Raw genomic sequence first — 16,631 nt, forward strand, 5'->3', positions numbered from 1 at the left:
CGTTTCGTTGGCGGATCCGGGTGCTGACGGGTGCCGTGGGAACGGAGTATCAACCGTGTCGGGCGACTCGGTGAACGGGTCCTGTGTGGTTGCCACGTGCACACGGCGGGATGCCGGTCCGGTCCGGGGCCGCTTGGGTGAGGTTGGAAGCCGTGTGGTGTGCTTCTTGAACTGTGTGTTTTGCGGTATGTTGTCGCAACTGCGACCATATATGTATGGGTGAGATGTCGGTGTCGGCCGCAGCCGCCGAGCTGGGCGTGTCCGGCCGGCAGGTCACTCGTCTCGCGCGGGCGGGGGAGCTGGTGGTGACGCGGGAGGTGGGGAAGGCGTTGTTGTTGGATGCGGGGTCGGTGCACCGTGTGGCGCAGGCGGACCGCCATCGGGGTCGGCCGTGGAATGGGGATGTCGCGTGGGCGGCGTTGGCGATGTTGTCTGGTGCGGGGGTGGATTGGATTTCTCCTTCGCAGGCGAGTCGTTTGAGGCATCGGCTGCGCCGGGCGAGCGCGACTGAGGTGGCGTTTCTTGCCCGCCGGCGCGCGCGGGTGCACCGGATGCGGGGATGGGGCGATGATCTGAACACTCTTGTCACCGGCGGGTACGTGGCGGCCACCGGTGTCAGTGCGCTGACCCAGGTTCCGGGGGTGGCGGGCCGGTTCGGTTTGTCGGGAAGGGGTGGTGGTGTTGTGGACGGGTATGTGGTCGGCGACGACCTCGCCGGCGTGATCGATACCTTCGGTTTGGTGGCGGACGGTCAGGGGGAGGTGACGTTGAGGGTGGTCACTGGCCTGGACCGGTTTTTCACGACGACGACGTTGCCGGTGGCGGCGGTTGCGGTGGATTTGATGGAGTCGCTCGACACTCGGGAGCGCAGCGCCGGGGCGTGGGTGCTGGGGGAGTTGCTCGATGATTTCCGGTGAGCAGCGGCCGGTGTGGACGGTGCAGGCACCGGTCGGTGGGTGGGGGCCGCCGTGGCCGCAGGCCGCCGAGATCGCCCAGATGATTCCGTCCGAGCAGTGGACGTTGATCGGCGGGTTGATGGTTCAGCTTCATGCGGTGCGCGCGGGTGTGCCGCCGACCCGGGCGACCGTCGATGTCGACATGATTCTGCATATCGAGACCGGTGCCGCGACGTTCGGCGGGGTCCGCGCCCGGCTCGAGCAGCTCGGATACGAGTTGCAGGTGCCGGTGAGGGGGCGGGTGCACCGTTTCGTACGTTCGGGTGGTGTCGAGCAGGTCGATGTGATGGTCGCCGATCACCTGGCACCCCGGTTTCGGCCGAGTGTGTCTGGACGTGAGGTGTTCGCCGTTCCTGCGGGCACGTCCGCGTTGCGTAAGACACTGGACTGCCTGATCGAGATCGACGGGGTGTCAACCAAGTTGAGTGTGCCCGACGTCCTGGGGGCGTTGGTGCTCAAGGGCGCGGCCTACTTCGAGGATCCCCGCGATCGGGGGCGTCATCTCGACGATGCCGTGGTGTTGGCCTGTGCCATCGAGAACCCCGTGGTCGATCGGGCACGGATGAGGGGAAGCGATCGCGGCAGAGTCCGAGCCCTGGCCGAGGCGTTGGCCGATCCGGATCATCGCTCGTGGCTGTCGATGCCCGAGCAACGCCGGAGACGAGGACGTGATGCGTTGCTACTGCTAGTTCAGGAGCCGAAAACGAGAGCTCCTCAGCAGCAACGAAATACACGATAATGAGACACTTTGTCGACTGCCGCTCTACCGGGCGCGGACGTGGCGTAGATCGCAGGTCCCCCCGACGGCGGTGCGGGGTGATCCTGGACGCCGAGGCGGAGGCGTCGAACGCTCTTCTGACGGCGATGGGCCCGGATCGGGACCTGGTTCGATGAACCGGAGCCGCTCGCCGCTGGGGTGGCCTGCCTGGGACCTGGAAACCCGCCCTCCGCGGCCTGCGGGACGTGGACGGGACGAAGACGACGAAGCTGATTGCCCGTAAGCGTCCCCGGCTGTATCCGATCTTCGGTTTCGGTGGTCGGGTGCTGGGCACGAGCGGGCACATCTGAATCCGGCCCGGGAGGCGCTTCGGGCGGACGACGGGGCGTTGCACCGCCGGTTGCTGTCGATCCGGAAGGAGGCGGGCCTCCCCGAGGAGATTTCGGCGCTGCGGGTGTTCGATGTGATCGCCTGGGTGGACGGGGAAGAATCGCGGCCTGGGCGAGCCTTCTGACCGGGACAGATGACACGCCCCGGTGTGCTGTCTCGGCAGGTGCACGAGGATGATGGTCATGCGGATGAAGTTTCACGAGCAGCTCGACGAGCTAACAGACCGTTTGGCGTCGATGTGCCGGCTGGCCGGGGATGCGGTCCAGGCGGCGACCGAGGCGCTGGTGCTGGCTGACCTGCCCCTGGCCGAGCGGGTGTTCGACCTGAACGATCAGATCGAGGAGTTGCGCGGTCCGTGCGAGGACCTGGCGATGGCGCTGTTGGCGTTGCAGGGCCCGGTGGCGCGTGATCTGCGTCAGGTCGTCACCGGTGTGCACCTGGTGGCGGATCTGAGCCGGATGGGCGGGCTGGTGCAGCATGTGGCCGAAAGTGTCCGCCGGCGTCATCCCGAGCACGTCGCCTCGGGTGAGGCGGAGGAATTGCTCTCCGAGATGGGGCGGGTGGCGGCCGAGTTGGCGGGCCTGGCCGAACGGGTCCTGCGCACGCACGATCCCGAACTGGCCGCCGAGATCGGCAGCCGCGACGACGAGCTCGATGACCTGCACCGCCAGCTGCTCATCCTGATCGAGGATCCGGCCTGGATCGGCACCATCCCGGCCGCGGTCGATGTGACGTTGTTGGGGCGCTTCTACGAACGCTTCGGCGACCACACCGTGACCGTGGGACGGCGGGTGATTTTCCTCGTCACCGGGGAACCGTTGACCCCGTAGGTGGTCGTCGCCCCGGTGACCTCGGTGCAATGGTACGACGGACAACGCTGCGCCGTCATCACTGCGTCATGGACACCGTCCACGACGCTGGAGCCTATATCGACGGGCTGAAGACACGTCCGGCACTCGGCCTGAATGGACTTGTCGGCATTGAGGTCGTCGGTGTCCAGAGTTTCCTTCGTCGTCGGCGCAGGCTTCAGTGGTGTGTGCGGCGACCGGTGACTGTCTTGACCACGAACAACAAGATCACCGCCCCGAGTAGGCAGGTCAGGAAGCTGAAGATCAGCCCTCCTCCTTCGACGTCGACACCGAACAGCTTCAGCAGGAACCCGCCGATCAGTCCGCCGGCGATGCCGACGACGATGTTGAGGAGGATGCCTTGTTGGGCGTCGGTGCCCATGATCTTGCTGCCGATCCAGCCGGCCAGTCCACCGATGATGATCCAGCCGATGATTCCCAGTCCGAGCATCGTGTGGTCCTTTCCTGAGGCACCCGAGAGGTTGGTCTCCGGTGCATTGGCACATCATGTGGATGCCGACGGCCTGTTGGAGTGGGTACCCCGAGACGTAGCGGCGTTGGCTCGCCCGTTCGCGCACCCTCTATCGGCGCCTCAGGTAGCAGTTCCGTCCGGGCTGGCTGGTAGCCGAGGGGCGCTGCCCGGATTCCGGGTTAGGGCCGGATCATTCGGCATTCCCGGTCGGGAAGTACACCGACCCGTCGCTGCCGACGCACCCACCCTGCACCGGGCCGGGACCGAAGTAGGTTCCGTTGAGCTGTCCGGAGCCGCCCGGGGACGTTGTTCCGGCGCCGGCACCGCCGACGCCGATCGCTCCACAGCTGTAGCTGTTCGTATCGGTCGGGTCGTTGTTGCTGGCGTGGAGTTGGGTGCCGGGAGTGTTCGGGTCCCCGTGCAGGTACGGTGCCGCGGAGGCACTGCCCGCCCCCGGCGCTGCCAGCGCGGCGATCGCGGCCGCGGTCATCGCCGCTCGGGATATGAAAGTGTTCATTCGATGTCACCCTCGATCTACTAGTCGTCGACTCGTGTCAACCGGTCGCCGGTCTCAGCAGTGGGCGTGGGACCTGCAAGGATCCGGCGCCCTTTTCCGCCAGGAGTGCACACCGGTCAGCCTGCTCGCCCATGACGGCCCGCGTCAATCCGCGCCCGATAGGTACGGCGCCCACAGTGTCAGTCGGTGGGGTGGGTGTCAGGGGCTCGGTGCCTGTTCGAGGAGGGCGGGGTGCCCGCCTTCTCCGGCGGGTATCGGGTAGAAGGTGTGGCCGGTGCTCGGGTCGAGCACCACGACGTGTGCGCCGTCGGCGAGGTGACCGGATCCGAGTTCGGTGAGGTGTCCGCCCTGTTGGTCGAGGACTGTGACGGTGCCGGATTCGGAGGCGACGTAAAGGCGTTGCGCGCCTTGATCGTAGGCGAGGACATCGGGGTGTTCGCCGACCCCGTTGGTACCGGTAACCTGCCAGCTGTCGAGGTCGACGGTGAGCAGGGTGGCGTTGTCTTCGCAGGCGACGAACGCGACCCGCGCCGGCGGGTCGAGGGCGAGGCCGTGGCCGCCGCGGCAGCCGGGTAACGGGAGTCGGCGGGTGACGGTCAGAGCCTGTGGGTCGATGGCGGCGAGATCGCCCTTCCCTTGCACGGCGACCAGCATCTGGTCGGCGACCGGGTCGTAGGCGACGTTGCCGACGTCGCCGCCGAGGTCGACGGTGCCGCGTACCTGGGCGGTGACTGCGTCGATGACGGTTTCCGTGCCGCCGGATTCGTTGGTGGTCCACACCGTCCCGCGTTTCGGGTCGTACGCGATCCCATCGGGGTAGTCACCGGTCGGGGCCTGCCCGAGCACGGCGGCGGTGTCCTCGTCGAGGATGACCAGGCGGTTGTCGCCGGTGGCGGTGACGTAGACCCGGCGTAGCTCGGGGACGACGAGGACACCGTGTGCCTGGGCCAGATCGGGGATGGTGCGTACCACCTGCCGGGTGTGGAGATCGACCTCGATGACCTCACTGGCGCCGAGGTGTGCAATGAACAGCAGTCCCCGCTCGGGGTCGAGACTTCCGTAGTCGAAGCGTGAATTGTCGCCGGGGAGGGCGATTTCCGCGACCGGGTGCAGCGGCAGCGGGCTGCTGTCCGGCGACGATGGCTCGGAGGAACACGCGCCGACCAGGATCGATGCCATGACGAGTGCGGGCAGCAGCCGGGCTGGTCTCGGGCTGCGCCGGTCACCGGTGCGGGTGTCCATCCGGCTCCTGTCTGCTCTTGGATGGTCAGGTTCCGGGCGTGACGTGGGTGGCCGAGATCGCCTCGCGCATCGTGGTGGCCAGGGGGACGCTGTCGCCGACGGACCAGAAGTGCAGGTAGAACAGGCGGGGCTGTTCGTCGAGGGTGTGGTTGTGGACCTCGACGACGTCGATGCCGCCGCTGCGCAGCGCGTCGATCACGTCTTGGATCTCGGTGCCGGTCATGACGATGTCGCCGTTGATCGCGGCCCGGCCGCCGCCGAGGGGTTGGAAGTTGACGCCGGTGGTGACCCCGAAGGTGGGCGGTAGCACATGCCCGTTTTCCTCGATCGTGTCCTGGCGGGCGATGGTGAATTTGTAGATGCCGCCGTCCGCGGTGCCGTGCCGGCCGAGGGCGGTGTCGATGGCGGCGGTGTCCAGATCGACCGGCGGTTGCTGGGCCGGGGGCGCCGCCGCCGGCGCGATCGTGGTGGCGTCGAGGGCGGCCCGGATCCCCTGGGCGAGGCCGGCCGGGTCGCCCATCGCCATCACGTGGGTCCACCACACCGGCGGGGTCTGCTCGAGCAGGTGTTTGTGGATCGCGGTCTGGGCGATGCCGTGAGCCTGGAGCGCGTCGGTCACCTTGGGTAGTTCGTCCTCGGTGACGACGAGGTCGCCCATCACCAGGGTGTCGTCGTCGTAGCGGGCGAAGGCAACGTAGCCACCGAGGGACAGACCCGGCTTGATGGGAACGCCGCGGGAGACCACATTCAGATCCGTGCGCGGCAGGGAGACCCGGTAGACGGTGCCGTCGTCGCCGAGCTTGCCGGTGCGGCCGAGGGCATCGGTGACCGGTGCCCAGTCCGCGTCGGTGGTCTGAGCTGGCGCCTGCCCGGATCCTTGCTGCGCCGAGGTCGGGCCGGTCGTGGAGGTGCTGGTGTTCCCGCAGCCGGCCACCGCGAGGACCAGTGTCGTGGCCATGAGCAGGGACCGAAATGGTGTGACCTGCCGATTGTGATGCATCCGTGCACCTCTTCGTCGTCTCGACGGCCTCCAGGGCGTCGGCCCCCTTCACGGTAACCACGGTTACAGTGCGGTGTCCAGGGTCGACGCCCCGGGCGATCGGTGGCAGGCACGATCCCCGGTGGACATCCAATTGAAACCGTGGTTACATCACCGTTGTGGAACCAGAACCAGAACCGGAACCAGGCGAGCGCCCCGATGAATGGGTGATGCTGGTGTATCGCATCCCCCGCGAGCCCTCGACGCCGCGGATCGCGGTGTGGCGCAAGCTCCGCAAATACGGTGTCTTCCAGCTCGCCGACGGCGTGGTGGTCCTACCGGCGTCACCGCGCACCCGGGAGCAGTTCGACTGGGTCGCCGAGGAAGTCGTCGAGGCGGGCGGTCAGGCGGAGGTATGGACCGCGGCCCCCACCACTCAGGAACAACGGGACCGGATGCGGACGAAACTGTCAGCGGACCGGGGCACCGAGTACGACGAGATCACCGCCGCCGCCGAGGCCGCCCGATCCCTGCCCGATCCCGCCGGACGGGCCAAGAAGCTCACCCAACTGCGCCGCCGCCTGCGGGAGATCGACAAGCGCACCTTCTTCCCCACTGCACAGCGTGACAGCGCGGAGGCGGCGCTCCGCGAGTTAGCCGCCGGCCGGCCCGACGCGGCGCCGGAGCGAGCGCGAACGGAGGCACGATAAATGCAGTGGGCCACCCGAGCCGGCATCCACATCGACCGCGCCGCCTGCGCGTGGTTGATCCGCCGCAACATCGACCCGGACGCGCAATTTCTGTGGGTCACCGACCCGGCGGATGTCCCGGCGGATGCGACTGCGTTCGACATGCGCGGGGTCGAACTGTCCCATCATCACGGGGATTGCAGCTTCGAGACGATCCTGCGCCGCTACGAGATCACCGACCCGGTGTTGTGGGTGATCGCCGAGATCGTGCACGAGGCCGACATCGACGACGCGAAGTTTGACGCCCCGGAGGCGCCGGGTCTGGACACGGTGCTGCGTGGGCTGTCGCTGACCGGTACCGACGACGACACCCTCGCTGTGGCGACCCGCATCTTCGACGGGTTGTATGAGTTTCATCGCCAACGTGTCCTGTCCGGCCGCGAGCCGTCCTGACCCTCGATGCGGCCCGGATTCTGTGCCGTACTACACCTTTCATGTTTCGGAGACCGACGTGAGTAGTAACGAACCTTCCACCCGCGCCACACCGACCAGCCCCGCCCGCTCTCGCCGCCGTGATCTGATCCCGCTGCGGCAGGCGACCTGGGCGTGGTTCCTGATCTCCCTGCAGACCTTCGGCGGGCCGGCCGGGCAGATCGCGGTCATGCAACGCACCCTCGTCGACGAGAAACGCTGGATCGGGCAGAAACGGTTCCTGCACGCCCTGAACTACTGCATGCTGCTGCCCGGCCCGGAGGCCCAGCAGCTCGCCATCTACACCGGGTGGCTGCTCAACGGCACGATCGGTGGCTTGATCGCGGGGGTGCTGTTCGTGCTGCCGGGCATGATCGCGATGCTCGGCCTGGCCGCGATCTACGTCGCCTTCGGCGCCACCACCATCGTGCTCGCGCTGTTCGCGGGCATCGCCCCCGCGGTGCTGGCGGTGGTGGTGCAGGCCGTCACCCGGGTCGCCCAGCGGGCGTTGACCCGGCCGGCGCACTGGGTGATCGCGGTCTGCGCGTTCCTTGCCCTGGCGCTGTTCGCGGTGCCGTTCCCGATCGTGATCGCCGTGGCCGGGTTCGGCGGCTGGCTGATCGGCCGCCGCGGCGGCGTCGAAATCAGCAAAAAGACCCGGGAAGACGCAGAGGAGGCTCCGCCGCTGATCGCCGACGACGCCCTGCACGCCGACGTCCCCAGCCTGCGACGCACGGTGCTCGTCCTCGGTGTCGGCGTGGTCGCCTGGGCCATCCCGATGGTCGCCGTCGTGGTGTTCACCGGCCGGCACAGCGTGTTCACCGAGCAGGGCCTGTTCTTCTCCGGCACCGCGATGGTCACCTTCGGCGGCGCCTACGCGGTCCTGGCCTATGTGGCGCAGAAGGCGGTGGAAACCTACGGCTGGCTCGGCCCCGGCGAGATGGTCCGTGGTCTCGGCCTCGCCGAGACCACCCCGGGTCCGCTGATCATGGTGGTGCAGTTCGTCGCGTTCCTCGGCGCCTACCGCAACCCGGGTGATCTCGACCCGTGGGTCGCCGCCACGATCGGGGCGCTGCTGACCACCTGGGTGACGTTCGTGCCGTGCTTCGTGTTCATCTTCCTCGGCGCCCCCTACGTCGAACGGCTCCGCAACAACCAACATTTGACGGCCGTGCTGTCGGGCATCACCGCCTCCGTCGTCGGCGTGATCGCGAACCTGGCCCTGTATTTCGCGATCCACACCCTCTTCGCGGACGCCTCCCTTCGGCATTGGGGTCCGCTGCATCTACTGGTCCCGGACATCACCTCGTTCCGGCCCCTCGCGCTCGTGATCGGCGCGGCGGCCGGGGTGATGATCTACCGACTGCGTTGGTCCGTGCTGCGCACCCTCGGGGTGTGCGCCCTGCTCGGCCTCGCCGCCGGCCTGGCCGGGCTCCCCGTCACCTGACCGTCTCCCACCGCACATCCACATCGATGAGAATGGAGGAACTTCGATGACCCCCACCATCGCCGGCCTTGCCCTGGAAGCCGCCGAAAACAGTGCCGAGGGGCAACTCCCGGTCTGGCTCAGCCTCGCCGTGATCGCCTTGATCCTGCTCGGCGGGTACGCCGCCACCCGCACCACCGGTACCGCTGGATCGGACCGGCTGAGCAGTGCACGACCGCGACCGGAACCACTCGGCCACCCCCTCGATCGCATCGACACGGTCTAAGCCGCTCACGGGTGCTGATCGCGGGCGTTCCCCCCGAGATGTGGACACCAATTCCTATGCAGCGGTGGCCAGGGTAGCCGATCGCTGCTCGAACTCGATCGGACAGATCTGACCGAGAGTGGAATGCCTCCTTCTGGTGTTGTATCGAGTGATCCAACGGAAGACTTCGGCGCGGGCCTCACCCGCACTATTCCAGCGCTTCCGCCCCTTCAGCGTTTCCCGTTTCAACGTCGCGTTCAGCGACTCGGCGGCCGCGTTGTCCGCCGACGTTCCTACCGCACCCCGCGACCGGGTTACCCCGAGCTCACGGCAGAGGGCGGCGAACTCGGCCGATGCATACTGGGCTCCGTTGTCGCTGTTAAGCGGAATTCGGTTTAACAGCGATTAAGCCGAGGTTTTCGTTAAGCCGAGAAAAGTGCGAGTTTGTCTGTGCCGCTTAGATGTTCTGAGGACTTCTTCGGCTTAACGATTGATTGCCTGGCTTACGTTTGTCGTGTCCACTGTCCCAATGGAAGGAGACGGCGATGGATACGACGATCACCAGATCGGTGCGGTGCGTTGTTGCCGAGTTGCGACACCTCGGCCACGAAAAGTAGCGAACACCATTACCTTCTACGCACTCGTCAGCATCGATATGCTACGCGCCGCCGTCAACACCGCCTCCTCAGCCCGGCGCCTCGCCGAGCACCACCTCACCGAAGACACACTGCGAGCCCTCTGCAGACTGCGATGAACCTGGAACAATTAAGCCGAGGAATCCGTCCGAAATAGGGAGCTGACCAGACCCAACCCTGAATTTTTCGGCTTAACGAAAACCTCGGTTTAATCGGAGTGGAAAATTGACCCATCGAGACCTGCGGCGCCGCGACAGGCAGCGGCCGCCCGCAGCGCGTCGGTGACCAGTCCGGTACGCATGTGGTCGGCGATCGACCACCCCGCCAACCGTCGCGAACTCAGGTCCAGCACCGTCGCCAGATACAGAAATTCACCGTCACCGACTGGGAGGTAGGTGATGTCGCCGACGTATCGGGTGTTCGGTGCGCTTGCGGTGAAATTTCGCCGGATCAGGTCCGGCACCGCGGCCGCGTCCGGATCGGGGACGGTGGTGCGCACCGGTTTGCGCAGGTGCACGCCGACGATCCCGTGCTCGCGCATGACCCGCTCGACCCGCTTGTGGTTCACCTCGATCCCGGCATCGCGCAGTTCGGCCGTGATGCGCGGGGCACCGTAGGTGCCATCGAAATCGTCGTGAATTTCGCGGATCCGCGTCGCGAGCTCCTCGTCGGCCCGGGCGCGCTCGGCACGGGCCGGTGCGGTGGCAAGCCACCGGTAGAACCCGGACCGGGACACCTCGAGGATCTGGCACAGCCACTTCACCGGAGCGGTGTCGCGGTGGTCGTCGACGAACTGGAAGCGGCTCACCAGTTGGTCTCGCCCGCGAAATACTTCGCGGCCCTCCGCAGGATCTCCCGTTCGGTTTCGAGTTTCCGGATCTGGGCCTTGAGCTGCTTGTTTTCTTCCTCCAACACGGACTCGGACGATACCTCGCCCGCCCGGGACGCCGACCGCGCCGCCCCGCTGGCCCGGAGCTCGGCCGTGGAGGTACCGGTGCGTTTGCGTTCGGCCCGCACCCAGTTGCGCAGGGTCTCGCGGCTGACGCCCAGGTCGTTGCCGATGCCGTCGAAGGTGTGGCTCGGGTCGGACAGGTACAGCGCGACGGCATCGGCCTTGAATTCCGCCGAGTACGCCTTCATCGCCATCAGTGACATCTCTTCCTCTGGGACCTTCACGACCCAGTGTTCACGATGTCCTCACTCAGGGGGGAAGGCCCCGCCATCGCAGTGGTGGTGGTCGTCGGCGGTGGCGTGGCGTTCTTCCCCCGACCGCAGGGCAAGACCCGCCGCTGACCCGACGATGACGCGCCCACCCGGAGGCAAACGTCTCGGGTGGGCGCATCGAGGGGAGCCCCGGCATCGGCCGGGCGGTGGATCTATTCGTGTGGGGGTTCGCCGGTGACGACGTGGTCGGCGTGGTTGATGCCCTCGAGGATCAGCCGGGTCAGGTGGCCGTCGTGGATGCGGTAGATCACCCGCCGACCTTCCTTGCGGGTGTCGACCAGGCCGGTGAACCGCAGCTTCGCCAGGTGCTGGCTGACCGCGGTGCGGGTGGCGCCGGTCTGCTCGATCAGGGCGGTCACGTCGGCCTCGCCGCGGGTGAGGAGCCACAGGATGTGCAGCCGGGTGGTGTCGGCGAGCATCCGGAAGGTTTCGGTGGCGGTGTCGAGGCGCTGCTGATCGGGGGCGATCGGGTGGCTCAGGCTCGCCGGTACGGCGCTCACCTCGCTCATCGGCTCCATCGCATTACCGCCTTCCTGCTGCCGCCATCTCGGTGATCGGCTCGGCCTGTGCCGGCCAGAGGCGTGCGGCGAGTAGTCCTGCGAGTGTAGCGAGGGCGGTCAATGCGGCGGCCGCGGTGACCTGGCCGACCTGCGCGCCTACCCACCCGGCGAGCGGGTAGGTCAGGATGAAGCAGGCGTGTGAGAGTGAGAACTGGGCGGTGAACACCGCACTCCGGTTGCGTTCGTCGGACTCGTAGCGCAGCAATCGCGCCGACGGGGTGTTGATCATCGACGTCCCGGCGCCGAGCACGATCCAGATCCCGGCCAGCAGCACCCACCCCACCGCCGGGGAGGGGGCGGCGAGCAGCATCAGTGCGGCCGCCGCCAGCCCGACTGGCAGCACCGCGGACCCGGTCAGCATCAGCCGCCGGTCCGGTACCGCGGCCAGCACCCGCGGCACCGCCAGCGCGATGAGCATCGAGCCGCCGCCGAAGCAGCCGAGCGCGACCGCGACCCCGGTGTTCGACCCACCGAGCAGATCCCGCACGTACACCACGGTATTGACCACCACCAGAGCGGTCGCGGAGGCGACGACCATGTTCATCGCCAGCAGTCCGCGCAGCACCGGGCGGCTAAGCATCACCCGCGCGCCGAGCGTGATGCGGTGGATCAGCGGCACCGACCGGTCCGCCGGGGCGGGCCGGGGCAGCACCGTGGTCATCACCAGCAGCGCCGACCCGACGAATCCGGCGACGGTGCCGAGGAACAGGTAGTTGTAGCTGATCATCGTGAGCAGGGCGGCGGCGAGGATCGGGCTGAGCAGGGACTCGAGGTCGTAGGCCAGGCGCGAGAGCGACAACGCCCGGGTGTAGTCGGCCTGCTTGACCAGCACCGCCGGAATCACCGACTGGAACGCGGGGGTGAACGTCGCCGACGCCGCCTGCAGCACGAAGATCAGGACGTAGATCTGCCAGGTCTGATCCACTAGCGGCAGCAGCACTGCGATGGCTGCCCGGATCGCGTCCGCGCCGACGAGCAGCGCCTTGCGCGGCACCCGGTCGGCGAGCGCCGAGATCACCGGTGCCACGCCGACGTAGGCGACCATCTTGATCGCCAACGCCGTCCCGAGCACCGCCCCGGCATCGGCGCCGGCCAGGTCGTAGGCCAGCAGGCCCAGCGCCACGGTCAGCAGACCGGTGCCCACCAGGGCCACGATCTGCGCCGCGAACAACCGGCCGAACGTGCGATGACGCAACACCTCGAGCACCCGGGACCTCCAGTCCTCTTCCCAATTCCTGTCGACCCGACCATAATCCTATATGTGCGCACTTGCGCAACCATGTGTGTTTGCGGGCGGACCCGAGGAGGAACGTTCCGGGTAAAGAACGCAGGTCAGCGAGGAGCTGGTGATGAGTGCGGCGTCGAGTCTCGAGGTCGAGGATCTGCGGTGGGTCTGGGTCCTGGCCGGGTTCGTTCTCGGCTGCGCCGCGGTGCTGGTGCTCACGCCGATCTACTTGGTGCTGGCCGCGGCCGGCCTCGGGTTGGCCGGGCTGGCCGTGTTCCATTTCGCCGGGCACCGCGTGGCCGGGGCGCGGCTGGCCTCGCTCGGGCTGGGTGTGCTGATCCCGGCCTGTGCCGTCGCGGCCGTCCAGGGCATCAACTCCCTCTGAGGCGATCGAGGAGACTGCGATGGGACTGGGGGCACGGCTTCTGGGCGATGGGCATGGTCACGCCGACGATGCCAGCGGCGGGCTGATCCGCCGGGCGCGCCTGTACGAAATCTTCTCCGCGGCCGCGTTTGCGGGACGGCGCCGCCGGGTCTTCGATCAACTGGCCGCACTGAGCGGCGTCGGCCCGGGGGATCGGGTTCTCGACGTAGGCTGCGGCACCGGGTTTTTCGCGACGCGCCTGGCCACTGCGGTGCAACCGGGCGGCCGGGTCGACGGCATAGACCCGTCACCGCCGATGATCGACTACGCCGCCGGCCGCGAGAATGCGCACTGCGTGTTCACGGTCGCCGCCGCCGAAGCGCTCCCCTTGGAGGACGCCACCTTCGACGTGGTGACCTCCACCCTGGTCATCCACCACATCACCCACGGCAACCGGGCGACCGCGCTGGCCGAGATGGCGCGGGTGCTGCGCCCGGGCGGGTGCCTGCTGGTCGCCGACTTCCGACCCCCAACCAACCCGGTCGCGAACCACCTGATCAGCGCCCTCGCCGGACATGCCATGGCGCACAACCCGATCGGGGAACTCACCGGCCTGATCGAGCAGGCCGGGCTCCGGGTCACCGGCACCGGCGACCACCGCCCCTGGCTGCACTACCTGCGCGCCGGCAAACCGTCCTCTGACCGGCCCAGGCGAATACGTTGAGCCGAACCGCACACCCTGCCCGACTCCGGCGACGGTGTACACGCTGCGGGTATCGGGCCCCGGTCTTACCGTGGGCCGATGGGAATGGGTCTGCTGATACTCGACCTGCCGCGCACCTGGCCGCGGCACACCGCCTTGGCCACCGCGGCCGACGAGCTCCGCGACCGCGGCATCGAGCACTGGTCGGGTCTCGAGCTGCGCGCCACCGCATCCACCGGCACCGACCTGATCCGCCGGTTCACCTTCACCTACTGGGCCACCGCGACCGCCGCGCGCACCCATCACGGCGGCTACCTGGACCTGTGGGAGCGTCTCGATCCCGCCGAACGCGCCGCGCTCATGCACGTCGCCTCCGGTACCGCCGTCAGCGCGGACGTCACCACCCTGCTGGTCCGCGCGGCGGGCGAGGGGTTCCTGCCGCGTGATCGGGACGGTCACCCCCGGCTGCCGCGCAGCCTGCGCCACTTCCTGCGCGCGATGGACGACCGCCGCCGCTGACCAGAATCGAATCCGGTGTGCCGAGCCGGGTACGCAGATCGGCTTCTTTCGAGCGCGCTGCTGTTGGTGGTCGAGCAAGTTGTACGTGGAGTACGATCATCGATACGTACTTGACGTATCGGAGGTGTGGGATGCCGGAGAATCGAACACGGCGGAAGGTGATCAAGGCGCCGGCCGCGAAAAGCGGGGGTGGGCCGCGGGTGGTTGCCGGGCGTGGTCACCGGTTGAGCGCTGCCGCCTACCCCGCAGGTGCGAGCCGTGGCGCGGAGGTGGCTGGCGAGTTCGTGGAGTACGTGACCCGGAATGCGCCGCGAGGCGAGTGGGCGTTGATCGCGAAGCTGATTCTCGATGAGGCGTTCGCCGGCCCGGTGGGAACTCGTGCCGGGGACCGGGCGGAGGCGGCGGCCGAGCGGCGGCAGTCGTTGCTCGAGAAGGTGGCCACCCTCAAGGCCGGGGAGGCCGGCCGGGTGCTGGCACCGCGGGCGGGGGAATCGCGGACCCTGGTGAAGAAGTTGCGGGACGAGGGCGTGTTGCTCGGTTTGCCGTTGGGGCGCCGCCCCGACTATCACTACCCGGAGTTCCAGTTCGACACGGTGCACCACCGGGTGTGGCCGATCGTGGCGTACGCGAACCGCAGGTTGGGGGCTGCCGAGGACCCGTGGGGGGTCACGTCCTGGTGGCGGACCCCCTCCGACATCCTCGACGGCCGAACCCCGTTGCAGGACCTCGAGGAGGGCGATCTGACCGAGATCGCCGTCGACAACATGATCAGCGTGGCCGAGCAGGGAATGTAGGGGGTGGGGGCCTACAACGGCAATCCGGCGAACATCGACACCCTCGCGGCGGGAACCCCGCTGTGGCGGGTGCACTGGACATCATCGGCATATCCTCCGAATGCGTTCAACCGCAGCAACATCGCACCCTGGGTCGATGCACGCACCCTCGATACCCGCACGACCGCCATTCCGGTGCAGGGGCGGTTCGAGCCGGTCCACGACCCGGCCGTGTGCCCGGACGGGGCCGCGCTGGGCGGTTACCTGTATCTCGGATTGTCGGTGGGTGCGGTGGTCGCCGAAGGCATCCTGCGTGGCCAGGACATCCCACCGGACTTGATCATCCGAAAGCGACTCTTGACCGGCAAGTCCTTGACGCAACTCGTACTGGACGACGACATCGACATCGCAATCCTGGACGGGCAACGGAACCTGATCCGGCTCGGTCAGGATGCCTCCCTGACGGCGTGCACCTGGCGGGACTACGGGCAGACTCGTCGGACCGCAACCGATATTCTGACCAACACCCCCACTGCGCAGGGGCTTCGCTACGAGTGCCGGCACGGGCGAAACGAGCTCGCTCTGATGCTGATCGACGGACGAACGGTACCGGCGCTGACGGTGGTCCAGTCGGCACCACTCGACATAGACGGGTGGGCTCGGGATGCGGTGACCGCCTCGCTCCTCGATGACTTCGATCTGACGTTGGGGTAAACGGCAGTGCTGCCGTCGCACGTGAGGTGCGGACTTCCCTTGTCGGCAAGTCCGAGGCGGAGGCGCTGAACGCCCTCCTGGCCGACGATGGAGGCGTTGCACCGCCGGTTGCTGTCGACCCTCGAGGAGGCCGGCCTCCCCGACGAGATCTCCGCACTGCGGGTGTTCGATGTGATCGCCTGGATGGACGGGGAGAACCGCGGACTCGAAGAGCGCTCTGACCAGGGAAGATGACACGTCCCGGTGCGGTCTTCGACAGGTGCACGAGGATGATGCGCATGCGGATGAAGTTTCACGAGCAGCTCGACGAGCTGACAGACCGTCTGGCGTCGATGTGCCGCCTGGCCGGGGAGGCGGTCCGGGCGGTGACCGAGGCCCTGGTGCTGGCGGACCTGCCCCTGGCCGAGCGGGTGTTCGACCTCAACGAACAGATCGAGGAGTTACGCGGTCCGTGCGAGGACCTGGCGATGGCGCTGCTGGCGTTGCAGGGCCCGGTGGCGCGTGATCTCCGTCAGGTGGTCACCGGTATGCACCTTGTGACGGATCTGCGCCGGATGGACGGGCTAGTCCAGCATGTGGCCGAAAGCGTCCGCCGCCGTCATCCCGAGCACGTCGCCTCCGGTGAGGCGGAGGAATTGCTCTCCGAGATGGGGCGGGTGGCGGCCGAGTTGGCCGGCCTGGCCGAACGGGTTCTGCGCACGCACGATCCCGAACTGGCCGCCGAGATCGGTAGACGCGACGACGAACTCGACGATCTGCACCGCCAGCTGCTCATCCTGATCGAGGATCCGGCCTGGACCGGCACCATCCCAGCTGCGGTCGATGTGACCTTGTTGGGGCGCTTCTACGAACGCTTCGGCGACCACACCGTGACCGTGGGACGGCGGGTGATTTTCCTCGTCACCGGGGAACAGATGACCCGGTAGGTCGTCGCCGTCACG

At 67.8% G+C, this 16,631-nt stretch carries 23 protein-coding genes and 1 pseudogene; 16 read left to right on the plus strand and 8 right to left on the minus strand.

The window, feature by feature from the left end:
* The first annotated feature begins 224 nt into the window (after positions 1 to 224).
* The 5 genes from CJ177_RS44490 to phoU (CJ177_RS44505) all read left to right on the plus strand — a co-directional run bounded on the left by CJ177_RS44490 (position 225) and on the right by phoU (CJ177_RS44505) (position 2,894).
* A complete protein-coding gene (locus CJ177_RS44490; RefSeq protein ID WP_257015031.1) occupies positions 225 to 917 on the plus strand; it encodes a hypothetical protein in 693 nt (230 codons plus the stop codon).
* Complete coding sequence (locus CJ177_RS44495) at positions 904 to 1,695, plus strand: hypothetical protein (RefSeq protein WP_257015032.1); 792 nt, start codon at positions 904 to 906, stop codon at positions 1,693 to 1,695. The genes CJ177_RS44490 and CJ177_RS44495 overlap by 14 nt, the downstream gene beginning before the upstream one ends.
* A gap of 224 nt (positions 1,696 to 1,919) precedes the next feature.
* The gene (locus CJ177_RS49690; protein ID WP_373560090.1) at positions 1,920 to 2,024 is read left to right on the plus strand and encodes a hypothetical protein; all 105 of its coding nucleotides are present in this window, start codon (positions 1,920 to 1,922) and stop codon (positions 2,022 to 2,024) included.
* A 38-nt stretch (positions 2,025 to 2,062) separates the two neighbouring features.
* Complete coding sequence (locus tag CJ177_RS49025; RefSeq protein ID WP_257015033.1) at positions 2,063 to 2,188, plus strand: DUF6308 family protein; 126 nt, start codon at positions 2,063 to 2,065, stop codon at positions 2,186 to 2,188.
* Between the two features lie 58 nt (positions 2,189 to 2,246).
* On the plus strand, positions 2,247 to 2,894 hold the full coding sequence (phoU, locus tag CJ177_RS44505) for a phosphate signaling complex protein PhoU (RefSeq protein ID WP_095871005.1): 648 nt from the start codon (positions 2,247 to 2,249) through the stop codon (positions 2,892 to 2,894).
* A 196-nt stretch (positions 2,895 to 3,090) separates the two neighbouring features.
* Here phoU (CJ177_RS44505) and CJ177_RS44510 read toward each other — a convergent pair whose 3' ends face one another.
* From CJ177_RS44510 to CJ177_RS44525, 4 genes are all read right to left on the minus strand, one after another.
* Positions 3,091 to 3,363, minus strand: coding sequence for a GlsB/YeaQ/YmgE family stress response membrane protein (locus CJ177_RS44510; protein ID WP_095870945.1), 273 nt, complete (start codon positions 3,361 to 3,363; stop codon positions 3,091 to 3,093).
* A 211-nt stretch (positions 3,364 to 3,574) separates the two neighbouring features.
* Positions 3,575 to 3,901 carry a hypothetical protein gene (locus tag CJ177_RS44515; protein WP_095870946.1) on the minus strand — a complete coding sequence of 109 codons (327 nt, stop codon included), beginning with the start codon at positions 3,899 to 3,901 and terminating at the stop codon, positions 3,575 to 3,577.
* A gap of 198 nt (positions 3,902 to 4,099) precedes the next feature.
* The gene (locus CJ177_RS44520; protein ID WP_095870947.1) at positions 4,100 to 5,143 is read right to left on the minus strand and encodes a YncE family protein; all 1,044 of its coding nucleotides are present in this window, start codon (positions 5,141 to 5,143) and stop codon (positions 4,100 to 4,102) included.
* Between the two features lie 25 nt (positions 5,144 to 5,168).
* Entirely contained in the window at positions 5,169 to 6,101 is a 933-nt protein-coding gene (locus tag CJ177_RS44525) for a DUF1259 domain-containing protein (RefSeq protein WP_095871006.1), read from the minus strand.
* Between the two features lie 251 nt (positions 6,102 to 6,352).
* On the opposite strand from CJ177_RS44525, the gene CJ177_RS44530 reads away from it, so the two are divergent.
* Genes CJ177_RS44530 through CJ177_RS44545 form a run of 4 tightly spaced genes read left to right on the plus strand, consistent with a single transcriptional unit; the run spans position 6,353 to position 8,994 of the window.
* A complete protein-coding gene (locus CJ177_RS44530; protein WP_095870948.1) occupies positions 6,353 to 6,832 on the plus strand; it encodes a Chromate resistance protein ChrB in 480 nt (159 codons plus the stop codon).
* The gene (locus CJ177_RS44535) at positions 6,833 to 7,264 is read left to right on the plus strand and encodes a chromate resistance protein ChrB domain-containing protein (protein WP_095870949.1); all 432 of its coding nucleotides are present in this window, start codon (positions 6,833 to 6,835) and stop codon (positions 7,262 to 7,264) included. It begins immediately after the preceding gene.
* Between the two features lie 58 nt (positions 7,265 to 7,322).
* A complete protein-coding gene (gene chrA / locus CJ177_RS44540) occupies positions 7,323 to 8,729 on the plus strand; it encodes a chromate efflux transporter (RefSeq protein ID WP_095871007.1) in 1,407 nt (468 codons plus the stop codon).
* 46 nt (positions 8,730 to 8,775) lie between these two features.
* On the plus strand, positions 8,776 to 8,994 hold the full coding sequence (locus CJ177_RS44545; RefSeq protein ID WP_095870950.1) for a hypothetical protein: 219 nt from the start codon (positions 8,776 to 8,778) through the stop codon (positions 8,992 to 8,994).
* Positions 8,995 to 9,048: 54 nt separating this feature from the next.
* Here CJ177_RS44545 and CJ177_RS44550 read toward each other — a convergent pair whose 3' ends face one another.
* From CJ177_RS44550 to CJ177_RS44565, 4 genes and pseudogenes are all read right to left on the minus strand, one after another.
* A complete protein-coding gene (locus CJ177_RS44550) occupies positions 9,049 to 9,375 on the minus strand; it encodes a transposase (protein WP_373560095.1) in 327 nt (108 codons plus the stop codon).
* A 444-nt stretch (positions 9,376 to 9,819) separates the two neighbouring features.
* Positions 9,820 to 10,754 (minus strand): annotated as a pseudogene (locus tag CJ177_RS44555) (IS3 family transposase); the annotation flags it as partial.
* A gap of 230 nt (positions 10,755 to 10,984) precedes the next feature.
* Positions 10,985 to 11,341 carry an ArsR/SmtB family transcription factor gene (locus tag CJ177_RS44560; protein ID WP_373560091.1) on the minus strand — a complete coding sequence of 119 codons (357 nt, stop codon included), beginning with the start codon at positions 11,339 to 11,341 and terminating at the stop codon, positions 10,985 to 10,987.
* Between the two features lie 13 nt (positions 11,342 to 11,354).
* The gene (locus CJ177_RS44565) at positions 11,355 to 12,599 is read right to left on the minus strand and encodes an MFS transporter (RefSeq protein ID WP_095870952.1); all 1,245 of its coding nucleotides are present in this window, start codon (positions 12,597 to 12,599) and stop codon (positions 11,355 to 11,357) included.
* A 142-nt stretch (positions 12,600 to 12,741) separates the two neighbouring features.
* Between CJ177_RS44565 and CJ177_RS44570 the strand changes: the two genes are divergently transcribed.
* The 7 genes from CJ177_RS44570 (at position 12,742) to phoU (CJ177_RS44595) (ending at position 16,616) form a co-directional block, all read left to right on the plus strand.
* Complete coding sequence (locus tag CJ177_RS44570) at positions 12,742 to 13,002, plus strand: hypothetical protein (protein WP_095870953.1); 261 nt, start codon at positions 12,742 to 12,744, stop codon at positions 13,000 to 13,002.
* A 19-nt stretch (positions 13,003 to 13,021) separates the two neighbouring features.
* Positions 13,022 to 13,705 (plus strand): class I SAM-dependent methyltransferase, encoded by a 684-nt coding sequence (locus tag CJ177_RS44575; protein ID WP_095870954.1) that lies wholly within the window; start codon positions 13,022 to 13,024, stop codon positions 13,703 to 13,705.
* Positions 13,706 to 13,783: 78 nt separating this feature from the next.
* Complete coding sequence (locus CJ177_RS44580) at positions 13,784 to 14,203, plus strand: hypothetical protein (protein ID WP_095870955.1); 420 nt, start codon at positions 13,784 to 13,786, stop codon at positions 14,201 to 14,203.
* A 131-nt stretch (positions 14,204 to 14,334) separates the two neighbouring features.
* On the plus strand, positions 14,335 to 14,997 hold the full coding sequence (locus CJ177_RS44585; RefSeq protein ID WP_095870956.1) for a hypothetical protein: 663 nt from the start codon (positions 14,335 to 14,337) through the stop codon (positions 14,995 to 14,997).
* A gap of 3 nt (positions 14,998 to 15,000) precedes the next feature.
* Entirely contained in the window at positions 15,001 to 15,690 is a 690-nt protein-coding gene (locus CJ177_RS44590; RefSeq protein ID WP_257015036.1) for a hypothetical protein, read from the plus strand.
* A gap of 87 nt (positions 15,691 to 15,777) precedes the next feature.
* Positions 15,778 to 15,924 carry a DUF6308 family protein gene (locus CJ177_RS47855; RefSeq protein WP_179443431.1) on the plus strand — a complete coding sequence of 49 codons (147 nt, stop codon included), beginning with the start codon at positions 15,778 to 15,780 and terminating at the stop codon, positions 15,922 to 15,924.
* 44 nt (positions 15,925 to 15,968) lie between these two features.
* Positions 15,969 to 16,616: a phosphate signaling complex protein PhoU gene (phoU, locus tag CJ177_RS44595; RefSeq protein ID WP_095871009.1), complete on the plus strand. Its 648-nt coding sequence runs from the start codon at positions 15,969 to 15,971 to the stop codon at positions 16,614 to 16,616.
* The last annotated feature ends 15 nt before the right edge of the window (positions 16,617 to 16,631 follow it).

This window comes from Rhodococcus sp. ACPA1 (genome assembly GCF_002300195.1).
GTDB classification, from domain to species: domain Bacteria; phylum Actinomycetota; class Actinomycetes; order Mycobacteriales; family Mycobacteriaceae; genus Rhodococcus_F; species Rhodococcus_F opacus.